The sequence below is a fragment of the Rhizobium sp. GN54 genome (genome assembly GCF_021026345.1).
Lineage (GTDB): Bacteria > Pseudomonadota > Alphaproteobacteria > Rhizobiales > Rhizobiaceae > Mycoplana.
This window is the reverse complement of sequence record NZ_JAJNCZ010000021.1, coordinates 1-11,071: the sequence shown is the minus strand read 5'-3', so window position 1 is coordinate 11,071 and position 11,071 is coordinate 1. Positions and strand designations below refer to the sequence as shown.

Below are 11,071 nucleotides of genomic sequence, written 5' to 3'. Positions count from 1 at the left end.
AGAGCACGACGAGGCCCTGTGCCTCGGCTGCGGCTGCGATCTTGTCACCGACCGGTCCATCCATCACGGCTTCGGCCTGATCGAGGCTCTGGAAGAGGAAGGGAAGGCCGAGCAGCGCGATCTCCGGAACGACGGCGGAGGTCGTGCCCTGGGAGTTTGCGGAGAAGGCGATCGTGCCGAGGCGCATGTTGGTGATGGTCTCGGCATCGTCGCCGAACTGCGCGGCCGTGCCGACGCTCACCGTCATGCGGCCACCGGACTTCTGTTCGACCAGTTCGGCGAACTTCAGCGAAGCGACGTCCTTGGGATTGCCGGCTGCGGCATTGTGCGAGACCTGAAACGACTGAGCGTTGGCATATCCGGCACAGAGCGTGATTGCGGCGGCGGCTAGGAAATGACGTATGTTCATAAGGTTCCTCCCCTGGGTGCGTCATTTTTCAAATCTGGCGACAGGGAGGTTTGCGAGAGCTTTGTCAACGGTTCTCCAACTGTCCCGTCGATATCGCCAAACGTCCTCCTCGTTCGCAATGACATGACCCTGTCGTATCCTTGGCAATACGTCACCTAAGTTTTTCTTAACAACTAATTCGAAAAACTTAATTGAGTTTGGATGCGTCGTTGCACATCACTCTTTGCACCGAGGCGCACGCCTCGTGGAGACTGGAGGAGTCATGACCATCCAAGACGCGGCAGCAAGCCTGCCCAACATGAGCCTGCGTCGCCGTGCGTGGGAGATCCGCCGCAAAGCCGTTCTCATGGGCGAAGTGCAGGGGCAGGGATATGTCGGGCAGGCGCTCGGCATTTCGGATGTCCTCGCCGTTTCCTATTTCCATGCGCTGAACTACCGCCCCGAAGATCCGGAATGGGAGGGACGCGATCGCTTCCTTCTGTCGATCGGCCACTATGCCATAGCGCTTTATTCGGCCCTTATCGAGGCACGCATTCTTCCGGAAGTCGAGCTGACGACCTACGGCATGGACGACAGCCGCCTGCCGATGTCGGGCATGGCGGCCTACACGCCGGGCATGGAGATCACCGGCGGCTCGCTCGGCCAGGGTCTTGGCATCGGCGTCGGCATGGCGCTCGGCCTGAAGGCCAAGAAGAACCCGGCCTTCGTCTACAACCTCATGTCGGACGGCGAACTCGGCGAGGGGTCGACCTGGGAAGCGGCCATGTCGGCGGCGCATCACAAGCTCGACAACCTGATCTGCATCGTCGATTTCAACGACCAGCAGGCCGATGGGAAATCGACCGAAATGCTGTGCTCGGAACCGCTCGGCGACAAATGGGCATCCTTCGGCTGGCATGTCCAGCGCGTCGACGGCAACGACATCGACGCTTTGGTGGCCGCCTTCGATGCCGCCCGCAACGTTACGGATCCGAATCCGCGCGTCATCATCTGCGACACGATCATGTGCAAGGGCGTCCCCTTCCTCGAGCAGCGCGAGATCACCCACTTCGTCCGCGTCGAAGCCGACGAATGGCAGAAGGCGCTTGCCGTGCTCGATGCGAACCGGCCGGAATAAGGGGAGGAAGCCCAGATGACGCAACTGCGTAAATACGACCCGCATCGCAAGTGGGAACCGCGCAACGCTCCGAAGGCGGGCGAGGGTGGTCGCACCTCGGCGATGATCGCCTCGCTTGCCGCCGAAGGTTATGAAACCGTATCGGCCCCGTTCGGCCACGCGCTCGTGGCGGAAGCAAAACACAACGACCGTATCGTCGGCCTGACCGCAGATCTTGCGAAATACACCGACCTACACGTCTTCGCCGAAGCCTTTCCCGAGCGCTTCTACCAGATGGGCATGGCCGAGCAGGTGATGATTTCGGCTGCAGCCGGCATGGCACGGGAGGGCTTCATTCCCTTCGCCACGACCTACGCCGTGTTCGCCTCGCGCCGCGCCTACGATTTCATCGCGATGGCGATCGCCGAAGAATACCTGCCGGTCAAAATCGTCTGCGCGCTGCCGGGCCTGACCACAGGCTACGGGCCGAGCCATCAGGCGACGGAAGACCTTGCCATATTCCGCGGCTTGCCGAACCTGACCATCGTCGATCCGTGCGACGCCATCGATGTGATGGAGGCCGTGCCGGCGATTGCCGCCCACGACGGGCCGGTCTACATGCGCCTGCCGCGCGGCAAGGTCGCCTCGGTCATCCACAAGCATTGCCCGGACTATAAATTCGAACTCGGCAAGGCCAAGCTGCTGAGAGACGGCAAGGATGCGCTCATCATCGCATCCGGCTTCATGACGATGCGGTCGCTGGATGCCGCCGTGGAACTCGAGGCCCAGGGCATCTCCGTCGCGGTGTTGCATTGCCCGACGATCAAACCGCTCGATACCGAAACGATCCTCGCCGAGGCGCGCAAGGGCGGGCGGCTCGTCGTGACCGCCGAGAACCACACGAAGGTCGGCGGGCTCGGCGAAGCGGTCGCCTCGACGCTTCTGACCAATGGCGTCACGCCGATCTTCCGCATGATCGGTCTGCCCGACCAGTTCCTGGATGCCGGCGGTCTGCCTGCGCTGCACGACCGTTACGGCATCTCGACTTCCGCCATCGTCAGCCAGGTCCGCGGCTGGCTCTGAAAATATCGCTCAACACAGACATAGCCCGCCGACCGGCGGGTTCACCTTCAAGGGAGGAAATTCCATGTCTACCGCTCTTCTTCAGGGCAAGTTCGCCGTCGTCACAGGTGCCGCATCCAAGCGTGGCCTCGGCAAGGCGACGGCCAAGCTTTTCGCCGAACATGGCGCCACAGTCGCCATCCTCGATCTCGATGAGGCTGCGGCCAGGGAGGCTGCGGCCGATCTCGGACCCCAGCATGTCGGCATGGCGTGCAACGTCACCGATCTCGACGGCGTCAAGACGGTCATCGACGCCCTAGTTGCGAAGTGGGGCCAGATCGACATCCTGGTCAACAATGCCGGCATCACCCAGCCGCTGAAGATCATGGACATCGCGCCGAAGAACTACGACGCCGTCCTCGACGTCAACCTGCGCGGCACGCTCTACTGCAGCCAGGCCGTCATCCCGCACATGCGCTCGCGCAAGCAGGGCAAGATCGTCAACCTGTCGTCGGTTTCCGCACAGCGCGGCGGCGGCATCTTCGGCGGCCCGCACTATTCGGCGGCCAAGGCCGGCGTGCTCGGCCTGACCAAGGCGATGGCCCGTGAACTGGCGCCCGACAATGTCCGCGTCAATGCGATCTGCCCCGGCTTCATCGCCACCGACATCACCGGCGGCCTGCTGACGCCGGAGAAGCTGGAAGAAATCAAGCTCGGCATTCCGATGGGGCGTGCCGGCACGGCTGACGACGTTGCCGGTTGCGCACTCTTCCTCGCATCCGACCTGTCGGCCTACGTCACCGGCTCCGAAGTGGACGTCAACGGCGGCTCGCTGATCCATTGATCATTTGGGAGCGGCGCCCTTGACGGGGCGCCGCCTGTAATCGGGAGGACGACATGAAACTGGGTTTGGGAAGCTATGCCTTCCGCTGGTCGATCGGCATCAAGGACCTGCAGCCGGCCAAGCCGATGACGGCGATGGAAGTGCTCGAAATCGCCCACGGCCACGGGCTTTCCCTCGTGCAATATGCCGACAATCTTCCGCTCGACCGCCTGTCTGCCGAGGAGCACCTGGCCTTGAAGGCGCGCGCCGATTCCTATGGCATGCAGCTCGAAGTCGGGACACAATCCTTTAACGCCGAGGAACTGGCCCGCTACATCCCCATCGGCGAGCGCATCGGCTCGAAGATCCTGCGCGTGGCCCTTGACGCCGAAGATGCCCTGATCCCCGTATCCGAGCTCGCCGCACAACTGCGCGAACTGCTTCCCGACGGCAAGCGGGCCGGATTGCGCTTTGCGATCGAAAACCATTTCAACTATCCGTCTCCCCGCATGGTGGAACTGCTCGATGCGGTGGCCGATGATGCGCTCGGCGTATGCCTCGACGTCGCCAATTCGATCTGCGCCGGCGAATGGCCGATGACGACGGTGAAGATGCTGGCGCCCTATACGATCAACCTGCATCTCAAGGACTACCAGATCACACCGGATCCCTATGGCGTGGGCTTCCGCATCCACGGCACGCCGCTCGGCGAGGGGCGCGCGGAGATCGAGGAGATCCTGGCCTCGCTCTCGCATTGCCCGGACGACATGAGCGTGATCCTGGAGCACTGGTTACCGCAGACGCACGACATGGATGAAACGCGCCGGCTGGAGCATGAATGGCTCGACCGCACCGTGGCCGCCGCCAAGCGCTTCGTGCCTGCCGGAAGCGCCGGCTGAGACCGATCCGCACATGATCTGACAGCCGTCATGGAGGACGGCGGGCGGTCGCATTGCGACCGCGCAGGAGGAATTTGCCATGACGACGAAGACAAAGAAGCTGATCAACGCGCCTGAAGACATCATCCCGGAATTCATCGAGGGGCTGGTGGGGGCCTATCCGGACCTGCTGACCGTCGAAGGGCCGACGGGACGCGCGGTCGTTGCGCGCCAAGGTCCGCGCGACGGAAAGGTTGGCGTCGTCATAGGTGGCGGCTCCGGCCACGAACCCGCCTTCGCCGGTTATGTCGGGCGCGGGCTCGCGGACGCCGCGGCAGTCGGCAATGTCTTCGCCTCACCGTCGCCGGAACAGATACTGGATGCCGGACGCGCGGCCGATGGCGGCGCAGGCGTCATTTTCCTGTACGGGAACTATACGGGTGACGTCCTGAACTTCACGATGGCGGCCGAAGAGCTGGTGGGCGAAGGCACGCCCGTCTGCCATGTCGCAGTCACCGACGATGTCGCTTCGGCGCCCGGTGACCGTCGCCATGAACGGCGCGGTGTCGCCGGCGATTTCTTCGTCTTCAAGTGCGCCGGCGCGGCCGCCGATCGCGGCGAGCCGCTGGAACGGGTCGAGGCTCTCGCGCGACTTGCGAATGACAGGTGCCGATCGATGGGCGTCGCGCTTGGCGCCTGCTCGTTGCCGCAGACAGGCGTCTTGAATTTCGAGATCGGGCCGCAGGACATGGAAATCGGCATGGGTCTGCATGGCGAGCCTGGGATGCGCCGCGAGCCGCTGGCGGCTGCGGATACCGTCACCGATGTTCTGATGGAGCCAATCCTTGCGGAACTCCAGCTGGTCGAGGGCGACCGCGTCGCTGTTCTCGTGAATGGCCTCGGTGCTACGACGCAGCTCGAACTGTTCGTCCTTTTCCGGCGCGTCCGCCGGATTCTCGAGGAAAAGGGTATCGTCATCCATGCAAACTGGGTTGGCGAATATGCGACGTCGCTCGAGATGGCGGGCGCTTCCATCACCCTGCTGAAACTCGACGAGACGTTGACGACCCTGCTCGATCACCCCTGCAGGACGCCGGCTCTGACGGTCGGCAATTCCACGGCGGACGAAGCAGGTTTCGTGCGCAGCGCGCGCCGCGTTCGTGCTGCCGAAAAGGCAGAAGCGACGGACCGCCAGTCCCTGAAGACCGCCGGCGCGGTCACGCCCGAACGGTTCCGCGCCATGATGACGGCTGTCGCCGCAGCCATCCGCGAAAAGAAGGACTGGCTCTCTCAACTCGACGGCGTTATCGGCGACGGCGATCATGGCATAACGATGGATATCGGCTGGACGGCCGTCGGTGTCGTGCTCCCCGGCGAGCCCGCCGAGGCGACGGTCTCGCAACTCTGCGAGGTCATTGCAAAGACCTTCCTGACGGCCGTCGGCGCATCGTCCGGCCCGCTTTATGCGGGGGCATTCCGCAGCGCCGGCCAGGCTGTCGGCGACCGGCTCAATCTCAACGGCCCTGCAATGGCGGCCTGGGTCAAGGGCATGAGCGACGGTATCCTGTCCCGGGGTGGCGCCGCGCAGGGTGACAAGACGATGATCGATGCCTGGGTGCCTGCCGCCGAAGCCGCTGCAGAAGCCGCCGCGACCGGGGCGGGCGAGATCGAGGTGCTGGAGGCCGCCACGGCCGCCAGCAAGGCCGGCATGGAGTATACCGCCCGGATCGAAAGCCGGCGCGGCCGGTCGGCAAAGCTCGGCGAGAGGTCCATCGGACACGTCGATCCGGGAGCGGCATCCGCCAATGTCCTGCTCGATGCGATGACGGGCGCGCTTCGTCGTCAGGCGTAGAGACGGTCGCTGGTCCCCGACTTGACGACATAGCCCGGCACGGCATGGCCGAGCGTTGTCGACAGCTCTTCCGAGAGCGTCATGAGCGCATCGAGATCGACGCCGGTCTCGATGCCGCACCTTTCGAACATGTGCACGAGGTCTTCCGTGCAGACGTTTCCGGTTGCACCCGGAGCATAGGGGCATCCGCCTATGCCGCCCAGCGCGGAATCGAAGCTGCGCACGCCCTCGTCGTAGGCGGCCAGCGCATTGGCAAGGCCCATGTCCCGTGTGTTGTGGAGATGGAGAGTGACGGGAAGATCTTCGTGATGCTTCCTGATCTGCACCATCAGTTTTCCGACCTGCCGGGGATCGGCGACGCCGATCGTGTCGGCAACGGTCACGCCGCCGATGCCGAGCGCACGGTAGGCGTCGATCGCCCATAGCACGCGCTCGACCGGCTGCGGCCCCTCGTAGGGGCAGCCGAAGGCGGTCGCGATCGTCCCGTTCACCGCGATGCCGGTGCCCTCGAGGGTGGTCATGATCGCCTTGAACTGCGCGAGCGACTGCGCGCATGTCATCCGCAGGTTCTTCAGGTTGTGCTTCTCGCCGATCGACATGACCAGGTTGACCTCGTCGACCCGGCTATCGATCGCACGCTGCACGCCGCGCTCGTTCGGCACGAGCGCTGTGTAAAGGACGCCCGGGACGCGGTTGATGCCGCTAAACACCTCTTCGGCGTCGCGAAGGTTCGGGATCGCCTTGGGGGAGGTGAAAGAGGAAACCTCGATGCGATGGACGCCCGTCCGTGACAGCGCTTCGGCAAGACGGATCTTGTCCGCCGTCGGCACGAAACGAGGTTCGTTCTGAAAACCGTCGCGCAGAACCACCTCGTTGATGGCGACCAGATTCTCCCGCATTTCGTCGTCTCCTCCTCTAAGCCGCAAACTCGTCTTCATCGAAATATCGACAGTCGACCTATCGCGCGACTTGACAAAAATATCAATAAAAATATCTTGTGATATATCAGATTGAATTGAAAGGGCCCGCAAATGGGTCCGGGAGGAAATATGTCCGCATCTGCCGAGCAGGCTCAGATCGCCGAACTCGTGGCCAAGGCGCGCACGGCGCAGGCCATTCTCAACACGTACACCCAGGAGCAGGTCGATCTTCTGGCCGGTGCGATCGTCTACACGCTTGCCCGCCCCGAATTGGCGCAGCGCATCGCCGAAATGGCGTATGACGAAACGAAGATGGGCCTCGTGGACAGCAAGCGCATGAAGATGACGCACAAGATGCCGGCCATCTATCATGACATCCGGCAGGAAAAGACGGTCGGCGTGATCGACCGCGATGCCCAGAACGGCATCATCACCATTGCCAAGCCCTACGGGGTCATCGCCGCGCTCGTACCCAGCACGAATTGCGAGGCGACGCCCATCTTCAAGTCGGTTCTCGGCATCCGCGCCCGCAACGCGGTGATCTGCGCGCCGCATCCGGCAAGCAAGAAGACGACGCTCTTCGTTGTCGATATCATTCGGCAGGTGCTGCGCTCCCTGGATGCTCCGGAAGATCTGGTTCAGTGCATCGAGATGCCGTCCAAGGCGCTGGCGGCCGAACTGATGGCGCAGTGCGACGTCACCATGGCGACCGGGGCAGGGGACATGGTCAAGGCGGCCTATTCCTCGGGCAAGCCGGCCTATGGCGTCGGCGTCGGCAATGCGGCCGTCATCATCGACGAGACGGCGGACCTCGTCGAAACCGCAAGCAAGATCAGCATTGGCAAGACCGGCGACAACGCATCGGGCTGCTCGGCAGAGAATTCGATCATCGTCCAGCAATCCATCTACGATGCCTTCAAGGGCGAGCTGGAAAAGGCCGGCGCCTATGTCGCCAATGCCGAGGAGAAGGCCCGGCTGCAGGCGGTCATCTGGGAAAACGGCCACGTTTCCCGCAAGGTGGTTGCGCGGCCGGTGGCCGAGATCGCGGCACTGGCAGGCATAGACGTGCCGGCCGATCGTAAGTTCATCATTGTCGAGGAAACCGGGACCGGCGCGCAATATCCGTTCTCCGGCGAGAAGCTCAGCCTCGTGCTGACGCTCTACAAGTTCGATGCCTTCGAGGACGCGATCGCGCTGGTCAACGCGATCACCGACTACTCGGGCACGGGCCATTCCTGCGGCATTCACTCCAACGACAACGACCGCATTCTCAAGCTTGCGCTCGAGACCAAGACGTCGCGTGTCATCGTTCGCCAGCCGCATGGGGTCGCGAACTCCGGAAGCTGGACGAACGGCCTTGCGAAGACGTTTTCGCTCGGTTGCGGAAGCTGGGGCGGCAATGCCGTCTCCGAAAACGTCACCCAGAAGCACTACTACAACACGACGCGCATCGCCGAACCGCTGGAGCGCAGCGCTCCGGACGAAGGGACGATCTACGGCCCGCTATACGAACGGATCGCGGCGGTGAAGATCGGTGCGGGAGCCTGATCGAAATGAAATTCGCTGTTCGCCCGCAGATTCACGGCTACGAGACCTTTGCGCAGTTTGCGGAAGCGCATCGTGTCACGAACCGTGATCTTATCTTTACGCAGCGCATCCTCCATGAATCCTTCATGCAGGGTTCGCCGGCGCAGACGCTGTTCTACGACGATTTCTGCGGCGGGGAGCCGACCGACGTCGCTGTCGATGCCATGCTCGTCGCCGTTCACAAGCTCGGCTTCGAAAGGCTGATCGCCATCGGCGGCGGCTCCATCCTCGACTGCGCGAAAATGCTGGCATTGGATTCGGAGGACAATGTCGCCGGGCTTTTCAAGGCCGGCGTCCAGCCGGGACGCAAGGTCGGGCTGATGCTGGTGCCGACGACCTGCGGGACGGGTTGCGAGGTCACATGCGTCTCGGTGCTCGATTTTCCGGGCATCGGCAGCAAGATGGGCAAGGGGTTCGATGCGGGTTTCGCCGACCATGCCGTCCTGATCGACGAGATGCTGTCGAAGATCCCCTACTACGTCTTCGCCACGTCTTCGGCCGATGCCCTTGTTCACGCGCTGGAGATCTATCTCGCGCCGACCGCGAACGCCTATACCGACATGTTCTGCATGGCGGCGGCGCGGGCCATCCTTCAGGGATACAGGCGGATCGTCGAGCATGGTCGCGATGTCATCCAGCAGGATGCAAAATCCTATCTGGCGGCCAGCAACATGGCCGGCATCGCGCTTGCCAACGTGCTCGCGGGCGGCGTTCATGCCATCGCCATGCATTTCGGCAGCGCCCATCACGTCCCGCACGGCGAGGCGACGCGGCTGTTCCTGCCGGCGGTCTTCAAGGTCTATTTCGAGAAGGAGCCGGCCGGCAAGATCGCCGATATCGCACGGCTGATCGAAGAGGCGCTCGGCCTGCCGGCTGGTCGTGAAAATCCGTTCGATGCGCTGGACCGGCTGCTGGCAGAGGTCGTTCCCACCAAGCAGCTCAGCCAATACGGGATGGCGGAAGGCGACATCCGGGTCTATGCCGACAAGGTTATCGAGACGCAGCAACGGCTGTTGGTGAACAACTACGTTCCCCTTTCGGCAAGCGATATCGCGGGGATATATAGTCGGCTCATGTAGGTGGGATCGGTTGTATCGAGAGTTGGCGGATGGCGAGACATTTTTCGAACAAGGCGTACGAGACGCTGCTGGAAAGGATCATTAACGGCGGACTTCGGCCGTCGGTGCCGCTCGACATCCACCAGATCGCCGACGAACTGGACATGAGCATCACGCCGGTAAGGGACGCCATCAAGCGTCTCGAGGCGGATGGCCTGGTGGAGGTCATTCCGCGATCGGGCACCTTCGTTCGCCATTTCACGCTTCAGGATCTCATCCGGGGCTATGAACTGGTCGAAGCGCTGGACGGAATGGCCGGCTATCTGCTGGCGGAACGCGTGAGCGCCGGCGTTGTCGATGCCGATGAACTAAGGGCAACGCTCACGCCCTTGGTCGACGAGATGGAGGCCAATCTCGGTCAGGAACAGGCCAGGAAATGGGGAGAGCTCGACGGGCAATTCCACCAGATCATTTTCGACCTGGCGGAGAATACGCTTCTTGCGACCAGCTACCATTCCATTCGCAACCAGATGAAGTCGGTTCTGTCCTTCGTCAGTCCGATCCATGTGGATAGAGCAAATTCGGTGCGTGAACATCGCGCGATCATCGCCGCCATTGCCGCAGGAGACGCCGAACGGGCCCGCAAGATCTGTCAGGATCATCGCGAACTCATCCGGCAGATCCTGAAAAGGCTTCTGGCACAAAGCTAACGTCTGATGGGAGGAGACCATGATGACAGACATCGGCGCGGGGCGCGTCACCTAAGTCACGAACGCGAGACGGAGTAGGTCTCGCTCGCAGACCCGGGCCTGTCGGCATCGCCGCGGGCGCCCGATCCACATCCGATCAGCTTTCGGCCGGTTGCCGCCTCGGGCGGCTCCGCAGAGGTTCCTTGTTGTCAAGCGGGAGCAGACAGCAGGTATCGCCGCTGCATCGGAACAGCACATTCACTTGTTGGCTCACGGGAGGTTATAGCCATGAAGTTTCGTCATCTTGTTGCTGCAGCGGTCATTTCGCTCAGCGCCAGTCCGCTGGCAGCCCAGACTTTTCAACTGTCGCACAGTGCCGCAGCCGGCAATCCGAAGGACACGGCGTCGCTCAAGTTCTCCGAACTGGTCGAACAGAGAACGGATGGGCGCATCAAGGTTGATGTCGGCACGAGTTCGCAATTCGGCGATGACGCCGAAAGCGTCACCAACATCCGCCTCGGCACGATCGCCTTCTCCGCAAACGCCCAGGGCGCGACATCCGGTGCAGTGCCTGAGATTGGCCTGCTCGGCCTTCCGTTCCTGTTCCAGAGCCTCGATCAGGCCGAAGCCGTGATGGATGGACCGGTGGGGGACAGGATTGCTGCTGCCGCGGAAAAGCAGGGCATTCTGATTCTGG

11 protein-coding genes are annotated in these 11,071 nt (G+C 62.7%); 9 read left to right on the top strand and 2 right to left on the bottom strand.

Features of this window, described 5'->3' with window-relative positions; all coding sequences use genetic code 11:
* A partial coding sequence (dctP, locus tag LQK81_RS26080; protein ID WP_230809313.1) for a TRAP transporter substrate-binding protein DctP occupies positions 1-409 on the bottom strand: 409 nt, incomplete at its 3' end.
* A gap of 262 nt (positions 410-671) precedes the next feature.
* On the opposite strand from dctP (LQK81_RS26080), the gene LQK81_RS26075 reads away from it, so the two are divergent.
* The 5 genes from LQK81_RS26075 to dhaL all read left to right on the top strand — a co-directional run bounded on the left by LQK81_RS26075 (position 672) and on the right by dhaL (position 6,120).
* Entirely contained in the window at positions 672-1,526 is an 855-nt protein-coding gene (locus LQK81_RS26075) for a transketolase (protein WP_230809312.1), read from the top strand.
* A 15-nt stretch (positions 1,527-1,541) separates the two neighbouring features.
* Positions 1,542-2,588 (top strand): transketolase family protein, encoded by a 1,047-nt coding sequence (locus LQK81_RS26070; RefSeq protein WP_230809311.1) that lies wholly within the window; start codon positions 1,542-1,544, stop codon positions 2,586-2,588.
* 64 nt (positions 2,589-2,652) lie between these two features.
* Positions 2,653-3,411, top strand: coding sequence for an SDR family NAD(P)-dependent oxidoreductase (locus LQK81_RS26065; RefSeq protein ID WP_230809310.1), 759 nt, complete (start codon positions 2,653-2,655; stop codon positions 3,409-3,411).
* A gap of 53 nt (positions 3,412-3,464) precedes the next feature.
* Positions 3,465-4,289 (top strand): sugar phosphate isomerase/epimerase family protein, encoded by an 825-nt coding sequence (locus LQK81_RS26060; RefSeq protein WP_230809309.1) that lies wholly within the window; start codon positions 3,465-3,467, stop codon positions 4,287-4,289.
* A gap of 79 nt (positions 4,290-4,368) precedes the next feature.
* On the top strand, positions 4,369-6,120 hold the full coding sequence (gene dhaL / locus LQK81_RS26055; RefSeq protein ID WP_230809308.1) for a dihydroxyacetone kinase subunit DhaL: 1,752 nt from the start codon (positions 4,369-4,371) through the stop codon (positions 6,118-6,120).
* Here dhaL and LQK81_RS26050 read toward each other — a convergent pair.
* Positions 6,111-7,019, bottom strand: a complete 909-nt coding sequence (locus tag LQK81_RS26050; RefSeq protein ID WP_230809307.1) for a hydroxymethylglutaryl-CoA lyase — start codon at positions 7,017-7,019, stop codon at positions 6,111-6,113. The genes dhaL and LQK81_RS26050 overlap by 10 nt on opposite strands.
* A 150-nt stretch (positions 7,020-7,169) precedes the next feature.
* Here LQK81_RS26050 and LQK81_RS26045 point away from each other — a divergent pair, with 150 nt between their 5' ends.
* The 4 genes from LQK81_RS26045 to dctP (LQK81_RS26030) all read left to right on the top strand — a co-directional run.
* Positions 7,170-8,588 carry an aldehyde dehydrogenase family protein gene (locus LQK81_RS26045; protein WP_230809306.1) on the top strand — a complete coding sequence of 473 codons (1,419 nt, stop codon included), beginning with the start codon at positions 7,170-7,172 and terminating at the stop codon, positions 8,586-8,588.
* 5 nt (positions 8,589-8,593) lie between these two features.
* Positions 8,594-9,706: an iron-containing alcohol dehydrogenase gene (locus LQK81_RS26040; RefSeq protein WP_230809305.1), complete on the top strand. Its 1,113-nt coding sequence runs from the start codon at positions 8,594-8,596 to the stop codon at positions 9,704-9,706.
* A gap of 29 nt (positions 9,707-9,735) precedes the next feature.
* Complete coding sequence (locus LQK81_RS26035) at positions 9,736-10,395, top strand: GntR family transcriptional regulator (RefSeq protein WP_269065130.1); 660 nt, start codon at positions 9,736-9,738, stop codon at positions 10,393-10,395.
* A gap of 267 nt (positions 10,396-10,662) precedes the next feature.
* The coding region (gene dctP / locus LQK81_RS26030; protein ID WP_230809303.1) for a TRAP transporter substrate-binding protein DctP at positions 10,663-11,071 on the top strand (409 nt) is incomplete at its 3' end.

Coding starts and splice junctions, on each gene's coding strand:
- LQK81_RS26070 (WP_230809311.1), top strand. CDS start 1,542: ATGACGCAACTGCGTAAATACGACCCGCATCGCAAGTGGGAACCGCGC.
- LQK81_RS26060 (WP_230809309.1), top strand. CDS start 3,465: ATGAAACTGGGTTTGGGAAGCTATGCCTTCCGCTGGTCGATCGGCATC.
- LQK81_RS26035 (WP_269065130.1), top strand. CDS start 9,736: ATGGCGAGACATTTTTCGAACAAGGCGTACGAGACGCTGCTGGAAAGG.
- LQK81_RS26075 (WP_230809312.1), top strand. CDS start 672: ATGACCATCCAAGACGCGGCAGCAAGCCTGCCCAACATGAGCCTGCGT.
- dhaL (WP_230809308.1), top strand. CDS start 4,369: ATGACGACGAAGACAAAGAAGCTGATCAACGCGCCTGAAGACATCATC.
- LQK81_RS26045 (WP_230809306.1), top strand. CDS start 7,170: ATGTCCGCATCTGCCGAGCAGGCTCAGATCGCCGAACTCGTGGCCAAG.
- LQK81_RS26040 (WP_230809305.1), top strand. CDS start 8,594: ATGAAATTCGCTGTTCGCCCGCAGATTCACGGCTACGAGACCTTTGCG.
- LQK81_RS26050 (WP_230809307.1), bottom strand. CDS start 7,019: ATGCGGGAGAATCTGGTCGCCATCAACGAGGTGGTTCTGCGCGACGGT.
- LQK81_RS26065 (WP_230809310.1), top strand. CDS start 2,653: ATGTCTACCGCTCTTCTTCAGGGCAAGTTCGCCGTCGTCACAGGTGCC.